Raw genomic sequence first — 16,716 nt, 5'->3', positions numbered from 1 at the left:
GCTAAGTGTGGCACAGCTCAGCTCAACTGCGCCACAACATGCCGCTTAACGGCGCGACAGGCACTGCTGATAGCGGCTGTCAACGCGCTGCGCAAACCACGCCGTGGTCAGATTACGGGTGATTTTCGGGCTTTCCAGCTTGATGCCCGGCAGCATTTCACGCGGGAGTTTGCGACCCGCCATTTTGTCCGCCAGGGTAAAGACCTGTTTCCAGAGTTCACTGTCGCTGAACGACGCTTTTTCCCCTTTCTCCAGATCGCGGCGAATATCGCTGTTGCTCATGTCGATCTGCTTCGACAGTGTGCGCACCGCGAGTTCAGTCCCCCCTGCCGCATCCGATCCATAAAGAATCAGATCCCCATCCAGCGCCAGCTTCATGCCGGTGGCGCGTGACACCGCCGCCTGGAAGGCCGCATTGCGACTGGCGTACCAGCCCGCATTGTAATCGGCAAAGCGGTAGAGCGGCTGACTGTAGTCAGCCGGGTAGCCGAGCAGATGCATAGTGCCGAAGTAGATTCCGCCGTGACGGGTAAAGACTTCGCGGCGGATGGTGCCATCGATCGGCCACGGGTAGCCTTTGGCGTGTGCTTCGGCAAACGCAATGCTGACCTGCATCGGCCCGCCGGTGTGGATTGGGTTGAGATTACCGAACAGCGTCTGGCCCATCGGCACCATGTCGATCAGGTCATCAAAGATAGCGCTGAGATCTTTTTCACTGCGCACCTTGTCCAGACGGGCCGCGTAACTTTCCCCGGTCGGCGACTTGATCAGCAGTGCGGTGCGCACCAGGAAGGCCGGCACATGCACCTGCGCCGCACGGCGGTTGATCTCGCCCCAGGCAATTTTTGGCAGGCCCGGTACGGCGGCCTCCGCGCTGAAGTTGCTCTCCTGATCCGCTACGGCGATGACTGCGCAGAGATTACTGGCGCTGGGATCGATCTGCTGCGTGCGGAAGGTGGTGTAGATGTCGTCACTCCATGCGGCTTTATTACTGACGTGCGACGGCAGCAGTCGCTGGATCTGCGCTTTGACATCTTCGGGCTGCCGCACGGGCGCCTCAGGGGTTTTCTTGCTGCTACAACCCACCAGCACCAGCGCGGCGACCAGTGTCAGACGTTGCAGAATCGGGGTGGATGACATGCCTGTCCTCAGAATGAACGAAAGCCCTACTCTACCATTGCCAGCGTTTCGCAGGCAGGCGAGAACTGAACTAAGGTTACCTTTTTTAACGTTAAAGGAACTTACGATGTTTAAACTCTGGCCTGTTGCGGCCTTCAGCCTGTTATTAACCGGCTGCGGCGCCAATAATACGCCTGCCCAGGTGCAGTCACCGGGCGCGCCCACCTCCTCCTCGCTTAAGGTGCTGGAGACGGGTGCCAGCGTGATGCAGTCACGTCCGCCTATCGACGCCATTAACACCTATCTCGATGGCTTCCATTTTTATAACGGCGACAGGAACGGTCAGATGGAGGCGCACCACTATGTCACCGTGCTGAACGACGATGTGATGCAGGCGGTGATTTACGACGGCAATACGCGCGACGCACGGCTGATGGGCGTGGAGTACATTATCAGCGAACGGCTGTTTAAGACCCTGCCGCCGGAAGAGAAGAAACTGTGGCACAGCCATCAGTATGAGGTGAAATCGGGCACGCTGATTGCGCCGGGCTTACCCGCCGCCGCCGACCATGCCCTGATGACACGCATCGCGAACACCTACGGAAAGACCTGGCACACCTGGCACACGGATCGTGATAAAACGCTGCCAATTGGCATTCCGGCCTTGATGATGGGCTTTACACAGGATGGTCAGATGGATTCGCGACTGCTGGCGGATCGCGATCGCCGCTTTGACGTCGACAGTAAACAGATCCGTGCCGAACGAGCGGATATCGTAGCGCATCCGGCGGCACCGGGCGCCAATGCCTGGGAAAAGGGTCAGGTTATTCAGCTGAAGCGCACCACTGGCGGTGGTGAACACAGCCACGGCCAGACCGGCTTTGGCCCGGCGGAGCAGCTAAAGCAGCCTTAAGCGAGTGATAAGCGTGTTTTCTGGCAGTGGCGTGTGGATACACAGAGGAGACTCAGCGGACGAAAAGGGTCTGGCCCGCTGAGCCATTAACGCCGCCTTAGTCCCAGCGCTGAGCTGCCTGGTGATCGCTGTCGCGGGCGTCCACCCAGCGATCGCCCTGCTCAGTCGCTTCACGCTTCCAGAAGGGGGCGCGGGTTTTCAGGTAATCCATGATGAACTCTGCGGCAGAAAAGGCGCTGCTGCGATGCGCACTGGTCACACCCACCAGCACGATTTCATCGCCGGGAAACAGTTCGCCGACGCGATGAATCACGGTAACCCGTTGCAGTGGCCAGCGTTCGCGCGCCGCATCCACAATCTCCTGAAGCGCTTTTTCGGTCATGCCGGGATAGTGCTCCAGCGTCAACGCCGCCACGTTATCACCCAGATTGTGGTTGCGGACTTTGCCGGTAAAGGTTACCACCGCACCATCTTCATCACAGGCCGCCAGCCAGCGATACGCTTCCGCCATATCAAAGGGTGCAGGGCCAACGCGAATCTGCGTTTCCATCTCAGCCTCCGGTCACGGGCGGGAAAAAGGCGACTTCATCCCCGGCGTGCAGCGGATGCGTCATCGGCACCAGCGTCTGATTGACCGCCGCCAGCAGTTTGCCTGACTCCAGCGCCAGCGCCCAGCGATCGTTGCGGTCGGCCAGCGCACTGCGCAGCGTGGCCACATCCGGGTAATCAGCACCGACCTCAAGTGATGCCGTGCCGGTCAGCTCACGCACCTGGGCAAAAAACAGCACCTTAATCATGCGCGACCACCTGGAAATCGCCGCTTTTACCGCCGCTCTTGCTGATTAAACGCAACTGATCGATGACGATATCTTTCTGCACCGCTTTGCACATGTCGTAGATGGTGAGGGCGGCAACCGAGGCGGCCGTCAGCGCTTCCATCTCGACGCCGGTTTTGCCGGTGAGGCGACAGAGCGTGGTAATGCGAACCCGATTATGATCCGGTTCCGCTTCCAGATTCACTTCCACTTTGCTCAGCATCAGCGGATGACAGAGCGGAATCAGCTCCCAGGTGCGTTTCGCTGCCTGAATCCCGGCGATGCGCGCCGTGGCAAAGACATCCCCTTTGTGGTGGCTGCCTTCAATGATCATCTGCAGCGTTTCAGGCTGCATCAGCACCAGCACTTCTGCCCGCGCTTCGCGCACGGTTTCAGCCTTGGCGGAGACATCCACCATGTGTGCTTCGCCCGCGGCGTTAATGTGTGTGAGTTGAGACATACTTACCGTTCTTACCGTTTCTTCAGATGTGAGACAAAATTACAGGGCGCGGTGCGCGCATCAAGCTGATCAGCAATAATCCGCTCCCAGGCAGTACGGCAGGCGCTTGTCGATCCCGGCACAGCCAGAATCAGCGTCCCGTTAGCCAGACCGGCAACGGCGCGCGACTGCAATGTTGAACCGCCAACCTCTTCATAGGAGACCATCCGGAACAGTTCGCCAAAGCCGTCAATCTCGCGATCAAACAGTGGCAGCAGGGCTTCCGGGGTGCTGTTTTTCAGGTTAAAGCCGGTGCCGCCATTAATAATCACCACCTGTACATCTTCACTGGCGATCCAGCGCGACACGGTGGCGCGGATGCGGTAGAGATTATCCGGCACGATGGCGTGATCAACCACCTCATGGCCCGCTTCTGCTGCCGCCTCGCGCAGGTAGTCGCCGGAGGTATCGTTGCTGGCATCGCGGCGATCTGACACCGTCATCACCGCCATCTGCAATGCCTGAAATTCGCTGGCTGGTTTACCCATACTTCCTCCTGAAATTAGCCGCCAATGTAAGAGAGATTCTGTGTGATGCCGGTGTTGCCCTGATGCAGGAAGTGGGTCTGCTTTTTCTGCCCCAGGCTGCTGGCAATGCGCGCCTGCAGTTCGGCCTGCTGCTCATCGGACGCCAGCAGGTCGCGCAGTGGTACGCCGCCGTCACCAAACAGGCACAGGTGAAGATTACCGTGCGCTGAGACACGCAGACGGTTGCAGCTGGCACAGAAATCTTTGGCGTAAGGCATGATCAGGCCAATCTCGCCGACATAATCGGGATGGTAAAAGACCTGCGCCGGCCCGTCACTGCGTCCACTTTCGCGGCGCTGCCAGCCCTGGGCGATCAGTTGATCGCGGATCACCATGCCGGAAACGTGCTGATCGCGGAACAGCGTGCCGCCGTCGCCGGTTTCCATCAGTTCGATAAAGCGCAGCTGGATCGGGCGGGTGCGGATCCAGTCGAGGAACGTCGCCAGATTACGGCTGTTGAGATCGCGCATCAGCACACTATTGACTTTGACCTGGCGAAAACCGGCGTCCAGCGCGGCATCGATGCCGCTCATCACCTGATGGAATTTATCCTGACCGGTAATAGCGTGAAACTGACGGGCATCCAGACTGTCGACGCTGACGTTAAGTGCGGTTAAACCCGCATCGCGCCACTGCTTCACATCACGCGCCAGCCGGTAGCCGTTAGTGGTCACCGCGATCTGGCGGATAGAAGCGTTTTCACGGACCGCCGCAATGATGTCGGTGAAATCACGGCGCAGCGACGGCTCACCGCCGGTCAGCCGCACTTTTTCGGTGCCGGCAGCGGCGAAGGCCCGCGTGACACGGCGGATTTCATCCAGAGAGAGAAAGCTTTTGTTACGAATTCCCTGCGGTTTGTAGCCGTCAGGCAGGCAGTAGGTACAGCGGAAATTACAGACATCCGTGACCGACAGGCGCAGGTAATAGAACTTACGCGCGTATGCATCAGTAAATTGTGACACCAGAACACCTTTCCAGATTGGGAGATGCAGTCATTTCTTCCTGCACCCTGGCAGCTCGATGGCTACGGCCTGAACCCCCTATCCGCAGACTTAGGCATTCAGGCTTGAGTGTACGCTGACCCGTTGATCAGCGCGGTAAGCATGATGGTAGCGTGTATTTCGCCACTCTTCCATGTGCTCTTTTCGCTATATATTCTTATACATATCGAATTTTCACCGCATGTTAGCGACAGGATACGTTAAAATGCGATCCAGATTTTGACGCATGTCATCCGCGCGGGCTTAGCGTTTAGAGCCTCGCCACGCGAACGGATTTTAAGGAGAAGTATGAATCGCACACTGGCCGATCTTGATCGCGTTGTGGCACTGGGAGGCGGACACGGTTTAGGCCGCGTGATGTCTGCCCTTTCCCCGCTGGGCTCGCGTCTCACCGGTATCGTCACCACCACCGACAACGGCGGATCAACCGGCCGTATTCGCCGCTCCGAAGGCGGGATCGCCTGGGGCGACATGCGTAACTGCCTCAACCAGCTGATTGCGGAACCCAGCGTCGCCTCAGCGATGTTTGAGTATCGCTTTGCCGGTAACGGCGAACTGGCCGGACACAATCTCGGTAACCTCATGCTGCGGGCGCTGGATCATTTGAGCGTACGTCCGCTTGAAGCGATTAATATCATCCGCAACCTGCTGAAAGTGGATGCCTTTTTAATCCCGATGTCAGAACAGCCGGTGGATTTGGTGGCGATGGATGCCGAAGGTAATATGGTTTACGGTGAAACCGCCATTGACGAGATGAAACAGCCGCCACAGGAATTGATGCTGCATCCCAATGTCCAGCCCACACGGGAAGCATTACAGGCGATAGGTGACGCGGATCTGATCCTGATTGGTCCAGGCAGTTTTTACACCAGCCTGATGCCGATTCTGCTGATGGAAGAGATGGCGCAGGCATTGCGTCGCACGCCCGCCACCATGGTGTTTATCGGCAATCTGGGCCGTGAGCTCAGTCCCGCTGCCGCCAGTCTGTCTGTGGCTGATAAGCTTCAGATGATGGAGCGTTACATTGGCAAGCGAGTCATTGATGCGGTGGTGGTCGGCCCGTCAGTGGCAACAGAGGGCATTGAAAACCGTTTGATTGTCCGGGAACCGCTGGAGGCCGCCGACATCAAATATCGTCACGACCGCCAGCTATTACGGGTGGCGCTGGAACACGCCATTCAGGGCTTTGACGGCGCTACGAGGCCGCAATAAACAGCGTTCGCAGCTCATGCAGCTGATCACGCACATTTGCAGCCTGTTCGAACTCCAGGTTCTGCGCGTGCTGCTGCATCTGCCCTTCCAGCTCGTGAATCTTTTTCTGCAGAGCCTGCGGCGTTAGCAGCTTGAAATCGGCCAGTGCCTGGGCTTCGCCAGGACGTGCCGGTTTCGCTTTGCCGCGGGTTTTCACTATGTTGTTACCCAGTTCCAGAATATCGGTGATCTTCTTGTTCAGCCCCTGCGGCACAATGCCGTTTTGCTCGTTGTGCAGTTGCTGCTTCTCACGGCGACGCTCGGTCTCTTCAATGGCGCGTGCCATCGACGGCGTAATTTTATCGCCGTAAAGAATCGCCTTACCGTTGATGTTACGCGCCGCACGACCAATGGTCTGAATCAGCGATCGTTCAGAACGCAGGAAGCCCTCTTTATCCGCATCCAGAATCGCGACCAGAGAGACTTCCGGCATATCCAGCCCCTCACGCAGTAAGTTGATGCCCACCAGCACATCAAACTCCCCCAGACGTAAGTCGCGAATAATTTCCATACGCTCCACAGTGTCGATATCGGAGTGCAGATAACGCACCTTCTCGCCATGCTCCGTAAGATACTCGGTGAGATCTTCAGCCATGCGTTTGGTCAGCACCGTGACCAGCACACGTTCGTTGATGGCCACACGCTGACGGATTTCTGACAGCAAATCGTCGACCTGCGTCCCGACCGGGCGCACTTCAATGATGGGGTCCAGCAGGCCGGTAGGACGTACCACCTGATCGACCACTTCGTCGCCCGATTTTTCCAGCTCATATTTGCCCGGCGTGGCAGAAACATAGATGGTCTGCGGCGCCAGTGCTTCAAACTCTTCAAACTTCATCGGACGGTTATCCAGCGCCGACGGCAGGCGGAAGCCATACTCAACCAGCGTCTCTTTACGCGCCCGGTCACCTTTGTACATGCCGCCAATCTGCGGAATGGTGACGTGTGACTCATCCACCACCAGCAGGCCATCCGCCGGCAGATAATCAAACAGTGTCGGCGGGGCTTCGCCCGGTCCGCGTGCGGAAAGATAGCGCGAGTAGTTCTCGATGCCAGAGCAGTAGCCCAGTTCGCTCATCATCTCCAGGTCAAACTGGGTACGCTGGGTAATGCGCTGCTCTTCCAGCAACTTATTATTCTCAAGCAGCACCCGGCGGCGGTCCGCCAGCTCGACTTTGATATCTTCCATTGCCTGCAGAATGCGCTCACGTGGCGTGACATAGTGCGTCTTGGGGTAAATGGTAAAACGCGGCACCACGGAATCGATCTGGCCGGTCAGCGGGTCAAACAGCGACAAACGCTCCACCTCTTCATCAAACAGTTCAACGCGCAGCGCAATATCGTCCGACTCTGCCGGGAAAATATCGATCACTTCACCACGCACGCGGAAAGTACCGCGCTGAAACGCCTGATCGTTACGGGTGTATTGCAATTCTGACAGGCGGCGCAGGATGCTACGCTGATCAATAATCATGCCGCGGGTGAGGTGCAGCATCATTTTCAGATAGAGATCGGGATCGCCCAGACCATAGATTGCCGAAACCGACGCGACGACGATAACGTCGCGCCGCTCCAGCAGCGCCTTAGTAGCCGAGAGACGCATCTGCTCAATGTGTTCGTTAACCGATGCATCTTTTTCAATAAAAGTGTCCGAGCTCGGCACATAGGCTTCAGGCTGGTAATAATCGTAGTAAGAGACGAAAAACTCGACGGCGTTATCCGGGAAAAACTCTTTCATCTCGCCATAAAGTTGAGCGGCCAGCGTCTTGTTCGGGGCCAGCACCATTGTCGGGCGGTTGAGGTCGGCAATCACGTTGGCGACGGTAAAGGTCTTACCAGAACCCGTCACACCCAATAAGGTCTGATGGGCCAGTCCATCCTCCAGCCCCTCTTCCAGGCGACGAATCGCCTCAGGCTGATCGCCCGAAGGTTTGAAGGCGGAATTCAATTTAAAGGCTTTGGTCATGAATGCAGTTCCTGCTGGAGAAGTCGGCGGGCAGGCACTTATTTTACTCTGCTATGGTGATTTTGCCAGAAAATAATACTGGATATAAAAACAGTAATGATGCATTGTTAATGTCAGCACAATGAGACTTTTTGAACCAGCGACGTCGTAGCGATTGCACAAAGTCTGTTGCGCAATGTTATCCCCAGACCCGGATCAGATTTAACATTTGTCAATAGAGCGTCACTAAATTACAGTTCGGTTACCTGACAGATAATTCGCAGGCTTGTTTTTTGATAACCTACTGATTTAATTTACTTTAGGTCACAAGGCCAGATTCTCGTCATAATGTTACCAGGCCGCGTATTTCCTCGCTTCCAACTGGTTTTCATTACCTAATGCACAAGGTTATCCACAGGAATGGTGGATAAGTGATGGCAGCCCCGCCGCCATCAGCTGTGTATAATTTTTCCCTGCTCCTTCATCGCCTCGAAAATAATTTTTTTTGCGTTAAATTTCACGTCAGCCGCTGACGGAATATTCTGCATTTTTCATCGTCCACCTGATGTATCACGCAAATTTTCATCAATCCACTAAGATTCTTAATCAGACTTATTGCCTCTTAACACACCGTCTGCACCAGAAACAGCGCCCCGAGGCACTGCAAAAGTGCAGCGGCGTGACCACCGTGGAGAATTGATAAGTTTTTCTCAACTTTTATCCCTTAAACATGGCATCCCGGCCGGAATCAGGACCGTTTTTAGATCTGGCCTGAGAATTGCAGGAGTGACTGGCGTCAACGCGCTTCACGCGCACTGTGCTGCAATAGCGAGACAGCTGTTGCTGATGACTTGTTTGCCAGACGACAGAGAGCGGATGCAATCAGGCTAATGATCGGGAAGGAGAGTGTCAGATGCTGAGTCTACGTTCGGTCAATCAATTTTACGGTCAGAACCATATTCTGTGGGATGTGGATCTGGATCTGGCACCTGGCACCTGCACGGGCGTTCTGGGTCGTCAAGGCATGGGGAAAACCACGCTGGTCAACTGCATCATGGGCAGACTGCCGATTAACAGCGGCTCTATCTCCTGGAAAGAGGATGGCTCACCGCCAGAAGATCTTCTGCTGCAGCCCGCTGAACAGCGAGCGCAGATGGGCATTGGCTATGTGCCACAGGGCCGCCATATTTTTACGCAGATGAGCGTGGAAGATAACCTGCTGATTGCCCTGCTGGCGGGGGCCAGCCAGCGTGATCGCCATCGCGCCATTCCCGAAATGGTGTTTGATTTGTTTCCGGCGCTTTATTCACTGCGACAGCAGCGCAGCGGCGATCTGCCGATCGATCAACAGCAACAGCTGGCCCTGGCGCGCGCACTGGTGCTGCAGCCCAAATTGCTGATTCTGGATGAGCCGACTGACGGGATGTCGCCGTGGCTGGAAGAGGAGATGGGCAACCTGATTCGTCGTCTTAATCTCGACTACGGGCTAACCATCCTGCTCCTTGAACAGCGACTGTCGCTGATCCGTCGCGTGGCAGACTATTTTCTGCTGCTGCACCGCGGTCGCAATGTGGCGCAGGGCAGCATGGAACAGCTGGATGACCACACCGTCGATAAGTGGCTGACGGTGGCCTGAGGCTTACGCCGGAAGCGTCAGGTAGTGACCACATGACGCCTGCTGCGCCGCATCGGTAAGATACGGAATTGTGCCCAGACAGGGCGCAGGCAGTCGGTTTTTCAGGCTGGTGAGATACTCCGGATAGCGTTTGCCAGGCGGTTCCACGGTGTTGGCGATCCATCCCACCAGCGGCAGGCCACGCGCCCGCACCGCCTCTGCGGTGAGCATCGCGTGGTTGATGCAGCCGAGCTTAATTCCCACCACCAGAATCACGGGCAGCTTTTCGCTGACTACCCAGTCTGCGTAGGTGTGTGTCTCTGACAGCGGCGTGTACCAGCCGCCCGCGCCCTCCACCAGAATCCAGTCCGCCAGTGGCTCCAGCGCCGCCAGACCGGCTGACAGGGCCAGATGGATAATCGGTCTGCCCTCTTCAGCGCTGACGATGTGCGGCGAGGTGGGTTCCATAAACGCCAGCGGATTCACCTGCTGATAGGTTAACGGCACACTGCTGAATCGCTGCAACGCCAGCGCATCGCTGTTGCGGATCCCCTCTGGCGTCATCTCACAGCCCGACGCAACCGGCTTATAGCCCGCACAGCGAAAGCCTGCTGTGGCAGCGGCCTGCAACAGTGCGCCGCTGGCGACAGTTTTACCGACTTCAGTGTCGGTGCCGGTAATAAAAAACCGTTTCATGAAAGCGTGACTCCATAAATTAAATGGTAACTCAGGCGATAACCGTGCCGATCGCGCGGCCAGTGCGCCTCTAACTGGTTAAGCCGTTGCCGGGTGAGTATCTGCCCGTCGCGGCCCTGATGCAGATGGGTCGCCCCAATCCCCTTCAGGGATCGCATGGCGCTGAGCGCATCGGGGAAATGCAGCGTCACCTCCTCTGAGCTGCAACGCAGTTGCTCTGCCTGGCAGGCCGCTGCAATCTGCGGCTCGCTAAGAAAGCGGTTGGCGTGCGGCAACGCATCCAGATGAGACCAGGCTTCATGAACCTCCTGCAGCGAACCGTGGCCCAGCGTGGAAAACAGCAGCGTGCCATTGGGTCGCAGCACCCGCCGGAACTGGCGCAGCGCGCCGGGCAGATCTTCACTCCACTGCACCGCCAGGTTGCTCCATACCAGGTCGATGCTGTTATCCGCCAGCGGCAGCGCGTCGATGTCGCCCGCCAGATAGCAGTGCGCCGCGTCGTTATCCCGCGCCTGTTGCAGCATCTGTGGCGAGAGATCCAGTGCCGTCACCTGTTTGCCGCGTTCGCGCCACAGCCTGCTGTACCAGCCGGTGCCACATCCGGCATCCAGCAGTTGAACCCCGCTGTGAGCCGGTGCGAGAGCCAGCAGCGCATCGCCGCTAAGGCGTTGCAGCGCCGCATGGGCGTCATAATGGCTGGCCGCCCGGCCAAAAGCGCGTGCAACCGCCTGCTTATCAATCCGCAGCGTCATGCAGCACCTCCAGTAACCGATCGATATCTTCCGGGCGATGTGCCGCCGTCAGGGTAATGCGCAGCCGTGCCGTTCCCGGCGGCACGGTGGGCGGCCGGATGGCGCTGACCCAGCAGCCCGCTTCAGCCAGACGCTGAGAGAGGGTCATCGCATCGCTATTTTCACCCACCAGCAGCGGCTGGATCGCACTCTCTGAGTTCATCAGTTGCCACGGCAGTGAGGCTGCGCCGCGCCGGAAATGCCAGATGTTCTGCTGCAGCTGCTGGCGCAGTGCATCGCCCTGCTGAATGACCTGCAGCGCCGCCTGCAGTGCAACAGCCTGCGCGGCGGGCATCGCGGTGGAGTAGATCAGATGCCGGCTGAACTGCAGGAAATAGTCGGCAGTCTCCGCATCACAGAGCAGCGCGGCACCGCTGACGCCAAAGGCTTTGCCAAAAGTGACCACCAGCAGTTCCGGTTTAACGCCCTGCAGCCAGCAGCTGCCGCGCCCCTGCTCACCCACCACACCGATGCCGTGCGCATCATCCACCAGCAGCCAGCCCTCAGCCTGGCGCGTCTGTTGCGCCAGTGCAGCCAGCGGCGCGCTGTCACCATCCATGCTGAAAATGCCCTCGGTCACAACCAGCGTTTCCCCCTCGCAGGGTAATGCGAGCCGCGCCGCCAGACTCTCAGGTGCGTTGTGACTGAAACGACGCAGCTGCGCCGGGCTGTGGCTGGCAGCGTCGAGCAGCGAGGCATGGCTGAGCTTATCGGCCAGGATACGATCGTTTTTCTCACCCAGCAGATGAATCACCGCCTGATTGGCGGCAAAGCCAGAGATGAACAGCAGCGCACAGTCATAGCCGAGCCAGTCGGCCAGTTGCGCCTCAAGATCGGCGTGCTGACGGTGATAACCGGTGACATGCCCTGAAGCGCCCGCCCCCGCGCCTGCCAGCGCCGCACCCTGCTGCCAGCCGGCTATCACCGCCGGATGGCGGGTTAAGCCGAGATAGTCATTGCTGGAGAAGTGAAGATAGTTGCGGCCACCGCTCTGCAGTGTGCGGGTCGATTGCTCATCGATAACCCGACGCTGCCGCCAGCCATCAGCCGCACGGCGCTGCGCCAGCCCCTGCCGGAGTCGTTGCTGCCAGCTCATTACAGTGCCGCGTTGTAAAACTGTTCAGTGTCGGCATGGAACAGCTGCTCGCTGAGTTGCTGTTCCTGCTGCTGATCGCCATGCTGGGTGTGAGTATGTTCCGGGTTCAGCCCCAGTTTGCGGAACAGCACGCGGTCTTTATCCTCTTCCGGATTCGGTGTGGTCAGCAGTTTGCAGCCGTAGAAAATCGAGTTCGCCCCGGCCATAAAGCACATCGCCTGGGTCTGCTCGCTCATCTGCTCGCGGCCCGCGGAGAGACGCACATGCGAGGTCGGCATCATGATCCGCGCCACCGCGATGGTGCGGATAAAATCGAATGGTTCGACGTCATCGTTATCCGCCAGCGGTGTACCTTTCACTTTCACCAGCATGTTGATCGGCACGCTCTCCGGTGGTGTCGGCAGGTTGGCTAACTGCACCAGCAAACCTGCACGGTCGTTCACGGTTTCGCCCAGGCCAACGATGCCGCCCGAACAGACTTTGATCCCGGCGTCACGCACTTTACCCAGCGTATCCAGACGTTCCTGATAGCTGCGGGTGGTGATGATGGAGCCATAGAATTCCGGCGAGGTGTCGAGGTTATGGTTGTAGTAATCGAGGCCCGCGCCCGCCAGGCGCTGCGCCTGGTCGTCGCTGAGCGTGCCCAGCGTCATGCAGGTTTCCATGCCCATCGCCTTCACGCCTTCGACCATCTTTTCCAGGTAAGGCATATCGCGCTCGTGCGGGTTTTTCCACGCGGCTCCCATGCAGAAACGGGTTGAACCAGCAGCTTTGGCCTGACGCGCGGAGGTCAGCACCTCTTCCACTTCCATCAGACGCTCCGACTCCAGGCCGGTCTTATAGCGCGCGCTCTGCGGGCAGTATTTGCAATCTTCCGGACAGGCACCGGTTTTAATCGACAGCAGGGTACTGACCTGTACCTGGCGCGGGTCGAAGTGCTGACGATGCACCTGTTGCGCCTGAAACATCAGTTCGAGAAAAGGTTGATCAAACAGCGCTTGTGCCTGTGCAATTGTCCAGCGTTGAGCCATTACTTACTCCAGAAAAGGGTGTCATCCCGACGAAAAGCAGGGGTATACTTGTAAACTATATTTTTTTATTTTGGTTTACAACTCCGATGACTACCCCTGTTTTTTCCTCAGATGATGCCCGTTTTGACCGCCAGCATATCTGGCATCCCTACACCTCAATACAGAATCCACTGCCCTGCTATCCGGTTGTTACCGCGCAGGGTTTTCAGCTGCAACTGGCCGATGGCCGTGAGCTGGTAGATGGGATGTCATCATGGTGGGCGGCGATCCACGGCTATAACCATCCCCGCCTGAACCGGGCGCTGACGGAGCAGGTCACACAGATGTCGCACGTGATGTTTGGCGGCATTACCCACCCGGCGGCGGTGGCGCTCTGCCGTCAGCTGGTGGCGATAACGCCTGAGCCGCTGGAGTGCGTTTTCCTGGCCGATTCCGGCTCGGTGGCGGTGGAAGTGTCGATGAAGATGGCGCTGCAGTACTGGCTGGGTCGGGGCGAAACCCGCCAGCAGTTCCTGACGCTGAAACGCGGCTATCACGGCGATACCTTTGCCGCGATGTCGGTGTGCGATCCTGAGAACTCAATGCACAGCCTGTGGCGCGGCTATCTGCCGGAGCATCACTTTGCGGCGGCTCCCGCCTGCGGCTTTGATGATGAGTGGGACGAGCGCGATTTCGATGATTTCGCCCGTCTGATTGAACAGCATCACCGGCAGCTGGCGGCGGTGATTCTGGAGCCAATAGTACAGGGTGCGGGCGGCATGCGTTTCTACCATCCACGCTATCTGCAGCAGGTGCGGGAAGCCTGCGATCGCTATGGCGTGCTGCTGATCGCCGATGAGATCGCAACCGGCTTTGGCCGCACCGGCAAACTCTTCGCCTGTGAACACGCGGACATCACGCCGGATATACTCTGCGTCGGTAAAGCGCTGACCGGCGGCATGATGACGCTGGCGGCGACGCTGACCACCCGTGACGTGGCCGACACCATCAGTCGCAGCGCGGCAGGCTGTTTCATGCATGGCCCGACCTTTATGGGCAACCCGCTGGCCTGCGCGGTCGCGGCAGAAAGCCTGACCATGCTGGCGGAAGGAGACTGGCAGCATCAGGTGGCCGCCATTGAACAGCAGCTGCGCGCTGAGCTGCTGCCGCTACGCAACTCACCGCAGGTGGCTGATGTGCGCGTGCTGGGCGCAATTGGCGTGGTGGAAACGCATCAGGCGGTCAACATGGCGGCGCTGCAGCAGTTCTTTGTTGAACAGGGCGTCTGGATCCGGCCATTTGGTCGTCTGATCTACCTGATGCCGCCCTACATCATCACGCCACAGGCACTGAGTCAGCTGGTGCAGGCGATAGGCGGCGCGCTGGAACATTCGCAACATTTTGCTGCCTGAAGCGGGCTGACCGCTGGCACTGGTGGCGCTTTTGGTTATGATGAAAGGCTATTCATCGACAATTGAGGAGATGTGATGCGCGTTTTTAGTCAGGATTTTAATGACGGCGAGAAGATGCCTGAAAAGCATGTTTTCAACGGCATGGGTTATCAGGGCGAGAATATCTCTCCCCATCTTGCCTGGGAAGCGGCGCCGGAAGGCACCAAAAGTTTCGTGGTGACCTGCTACGATCCTGATGCGCCGACCGGTTCAGGCTGGTGGCATTGGGTGGTGGCGAATATTCCGGCCAGCACCACGTCACTGCCACAGGGTGCCGGTTCCGGCAAAGCGTCACTGCCAGCAGGCGCAATTCAGACCCGTACCGATTTCGGTCAGGCGGGCTACGGTGGCGCGGCGCCGCCGCAGGGTGAAACCCATCGCTACATTTTCACCGTACATGCGCTGGATGTGGAGACGATTGAGGTGGATGAAGGCGCCAGCGGCGCAATGGTCGGCTTTAATGTGCATTTCCACGCACTGGCGAGCGCCTCGCTGACCGTGAATTATCAGTAATTCAGTAAGACTGACCACTGACAAGCCTAAAGCTGAATGATCTGGCAGCAACGCGTTAGCTTAAATTGCAGGGAACAGGGTCAGAGGAGGAAAGCGTCCCGCGCCAGGGACAAAAACGCCGGGAGCGTTTTTGAACAACGCAACGCGTTGGCCCGGCAACGGGCGCACCTCAGGGATGAGGTGCGTAATTGCGCGGGTCGAGCATGCCATGGATGGCGGCTTTTGCGTCTTTCCGATCTGACCCTGTTCCCTGTGTCTGCAGGATCTCACAGCTGGCAGCCACGCCTCTCCCGCCCGGGAGAGGCATTTTTCGTGGTGCGTTACGCCTGCAACTGATGAATCACGACCCACATCGGGCCCTGCCCTACTGCATAACGTCCCAGCGGCTGTAACAGCCCTTTTGGTTCGCTAATCGCATAGACTTCGATGTGATGCGATTTCTGTCCCGCTGCCACCAGATAGCGTCCGCTGTGATCGATATTGAATCCGCGCGGCTGTGTTTCTGTCGGCTGGAACCCTTCCAGGGTCAGCTCGTCACCCAGCTCGCTGACGCTGAACACCGCCAGAGTGCTGCTGGTGCGATCGCAGGCGTAGAGGAAACGGCCATCCGGCGTCAGGTGAATATCCGCAGCCCAGCGCGTACCGGTGAAATCCGGTGGCATCATATCCAGCGTCTGCACGCTTTCTGCTTCACCTTCACCCGTATTTAATGCCCAAACCTCAACCGTGCTGTCGAGCTCATTTACGCAATAAGCGAACTGACCGCCCGGATGGAACTGCATGTGACGCGGGCCTGCACCTTCTACTGTCGTGACCTGCGCCTGCTTACGCGGCGTCAGCTGACCGTCAGCGCCCAGCGAGAACAGACAGATACGATCCTGCTTCAGTGCCGGTACATACAGGGTCTTATTGTCAGTGTCGATATTGGCCGAGTGGCAGCCATCCAGACCGTTGATCACCTGCAGCGGAGCCTGCGGAATGCCGTCATCGCCAATGGGGCTGACGCTGACGCAGGCATCATTGTAGGAGCCGCAGAACAGGAACCGGCCCTCACGATCGGTGGAAATGTGGGTCGGACTGCCGGGCAACGGTGCCTGACCCGCTTCGGTCAGCGTGCCATCAGCGGCAATCTTAAACGCCAGCACGCGAAAATTGGGACGCACGCCGACATAGAGAAAATCGCGTTTCGGACTCACCACCATCGGCTGAACCTGGCCGGCGACATCGGTCACCTGAAGCAACGTCAGCGCACCCTCATCATTCATCTGCCAGACGTGAATCTGCTGGCTCTCGGGACTGGCGGTGTAAACAACCTGTTTCATGCATTCTCCTTTTTTGCTGCCTTGTCATGATCTTTGAATCACTGTAGCGCGTTTTATTGCCCTACGCTGGAATCATTTGTGCCCTGTTTTTTGTCTCCGGGCCGTGGTCAGGTGTAGACTTCAGCCCCTGCAAACCTGGAAAAACGTGAGGA

At 58.0% G+C, this 16,716-nt stretch carries 17 protein-coding genes and 1 riboswitch; of the genes, 5 read left to right on the top strand and 12 right to left on the bottom strand.

All coding sequences use genetic code 11. The features are described from left to right. Positions 1–45: 45 nt before the first annotated feature. The gene (locus Q7C21_RS08810; protein WP_008925056.1) at positions 46–1,140 is read right to left on the bottom strand and encodes a DUF1615 domain-containing protein; all 1,095 of its coding nucleotides are present in this window, start codon (positions 1,138–1,140) and stop codon (positions 46–48) included. Between the two features lie 106 nt (positions 1,141–1,246). Between Q7C21_RS08810 and Q7C21_RS08805 the strand changes: the two genes are divergently transcribed. Next, positions 1,247–2,032, top strand: coding sequence for an OBAP family protein (locus tag Q7C21_RS08805; protein WP_039659220.1), 786 nt, complete (start codon positions 1,247–1,249; stop codon positions 2,030–2,032). Between the two features lie 97 nt (positions 2,033–2,129). Here the strand turns inward: Q7C21_RS08805 and moaE are convergent, their stop codons facing one another. The 5 genes from moaE to moaA form a co-directional block, all read right to left on the bottom strand. Further along, positions 2,130–2,582 carry a molybdopterin synthase catalytic subunit MoaE gene (gene moaE, locus Q7C21_RS08800; protein ID WP_105099386.1) on the bottom strand — a complete coding sequence of 151 codons (453 nt, stop codon included), beginning with the start codon at positions 2,580–2,582 and terminating at the stop codon, positions 2,130–2,132. 1 nt (position 2,583) lies between these two features. Next, the gene (gene moaD / locus Q7C21_RS08795) at positions 2,584–2,829 is read right to left on the bottom strand and encodes a molybdopterin synthase sulfur carrier subunit (protein WP_003851844.1); all 246 of its coding nucleotides are present in this window, start codon (positions 2,827–2,829) and stop codon (positions 2,584–2,586) included. After that, positions 2,822–3,307 (bottom strand): cyclic pyranopterin monophosphate synthase MoaC, encoded by a 486-nt coding sequence (gene moaC / locus Q7C21_RS08790; protein WP_033762579.1) that lies wholly within the window; start codon positions 3,305–3,307, stop codon positions 2,822–2,824. The genes moaD and moaC overlap by 8 nt, the downstream gene beginning before the upstream one ends. An 11-nt stretch (positions 3,308–3,318) precedes the next feature. Then, positions 3,319–3,834, bottom strand: coding sequence for a molybdenum cofactor biosynthesis protein B (moaB, locus tag Q7C21_RS08785; RefSeq protein ID WP_003851847.1), 516 nt, complete (start codon positions 3,832–3,834; stop codon positions 3,319–3,321). 14 nt (positions 3,835–3,848) lie between these two features. Continuing rightward, entirely contained in the window at positions 3,849–4,835 is a 987-nt protein-coding gene (gene moaA / locus Q7C21_RS08780; RefSeq protein WP_003851849.1) for a GTP 3',8-cyclase MoaA, read from the bottom strand. Beyond that, positions 4,825–4,958: riboswitch (molybdenum cofactor riboswitch) on the bottom strand. Its footprint overlaps the gene before it by 11 nt. A gap of 204 nt (positions 4,959–5,162) precedes the next feature. On the opposite strand from moaA, the gene yvcK reads away from it, so the two are divergent. Then, positions 5,163–6,086 (top strand): uridine diphosphate-N-acetylglucosamine-binding protein YvcK, encoded by a 924-nt coding sequence (gene yvcK, locus Q7C21_RS08775; RefSeq protein ID WP_003851850.1) that lies wholly within the window; start codon positions 5,163–5,165, stop codon positions 6,084–6,086. Here the strand turns inward: yvcK and uvrB are convergent. Continuing rightward, complete coding sequence (uvrB, locus tag Q7C21_RS08770; RefSeq protein ID WP_003851852.1) at positions 6,070–8,091, bottom strand: excinuclease ABC subunit UvrB; 2,022 nt, start codon at positions 8,089–8,091, stop codon at positions 6,070–6,072. The two genes, yvcK and uvrB, sit on opposite strands and share 17 nt — an antisense overlap. A gap of 892 nt (positions 8,092–8,983) precedes the next feature. On the opposite strand from uvrB, the gene Q7C21_RS08765 reads away from it, so the two are divergent. Then, a complete protein-coding gene (locus Q7C21_RS08765; RefSeq protein WP_003851859.1) occupies positions 8,984–9,706 on the top strand; it encodes an ABC transporter ATP-binding protein in 723 nt (240 codons plus the stop codon). A 3-nt stretch (positions 9,707–9,709) separates the two neighbouring features. Here the strand turns inward: Q7C21_RS08765 and bioD are convergent, their stop codons facing one another. From bioD to bioB, 4 genes are read right to left on the bottom strand one after another with little or no spacing between them, the layout of a single operon-like run. Then, positions 9,710–10,381 (bottom strand): dethiobiotin synthase, encoded by a 672-nt coding sequence (gene bioD, locus Q7C21_RS08760; protein ID WP_375150624.1) that lies wholly within the window; start codon positions 10,379–10,381, stop codon positions 9,710–9,712. Then, positions 10,378–11,133, bottom strand: a complete 756-nt coding sequence (gene bioC / locus Q7C21_RS08755; protein ID WP_187512737.1) for a malonyl-ACP O-methyltransferase BioC — start codon at positions 11,131–11,133, stop codon at positions 10,378–10,380. The genes bioD and bioC overlap by 4 nt, the downstream gene beginning before the upstream one ends. Further along, entirely contained in the window at positions 11,117–12,268 is a 1,152-nt protein-coding gene (gene bioF / locus Q7C21_RS08750) for an 8-amino-7-oxononanoate synthase (RefSeq protein WP_375150623.1), read from the bottom strand. The genes bioC and bioF overlap by 17 nt, the downstream gene beginning before the upstream one ends. Beyond that, positions 12,268–13,299 carry a biotin synthase BioB gene (gene bioB / locus Q7C21_RS08745; protein WP_003851866.1) on the bottom strand — a complete coding sequence of 344 codons (1,032 nt, stop codon included), beginning with the start codon at positions 13,297–13,299 and terminating at the stop codon, positions 12,268–12,270. The genes bioF and bioB overlap by 1 nt, the downstream gene beginning before the upstream one ends. 86 nt (positions 13,300–13,385) lie before the next feature. Between bioB and bioA the strand changes: the two genes are divergently transcribed. Beyond that, the gene (gene bioA, locus Q7C21_RS08740; RefSeq protein WP_039659209.1) at positions 13,386–14,690 is read left to right on the top strand and encodes an adenosylmethionine--8-amino-7-oxononanoate transaminase; all 1,305 of its coding nucleotides are present in this window, start codon (positions 13,386–13,388) and stop codon (positions 14,688–14,690) included. A 75-nt stretch (positions 14,691–14,765) separates the two neighbouring features. Further along, positions 14,766–15,242, top strand: coding sequence for a kinase inhibitor (locus Q7C21_RS08735; protein WP_013357177.1), 477 nt, complete (start codon positions 14,766–14,768; stop codon positions 15,240–15,242). A gap of 320 nt (positions 15,243–15,562) precedes the next feature. Here Q7C21_RS08735 and pgl read toward each other — a convergent pair whose 3' ends face one another. Next, entirely contained in the window at positions 15,563–16,564 is a 1,002-nt protein-coding gene (pgl, locus tag Q7C21_RS08730; RefSeq protein ID WP_039659206.1) for a 6-phosphogluconolactonase, read from the bottom strand. Between the last annotated feature and the right edge of the window lie 152 nt (positions 16,565–16,716).

The organism is Pantoea sp. ANP04, assembly GCF_041982285.1.
Taxonomy (GTDB): domain Bacteria; phylum Pseudomonadota; class Gammaproteobacteria; order Enterobacterales; family Enterobacteriaceae; genus Pantoea; species Pantoea eucalypti.
The sequence above is the reverse complement of the archived record's forward strand: the minus strand, read 5'-3'. Positions and strand labels throughout refer to the sequence as shown.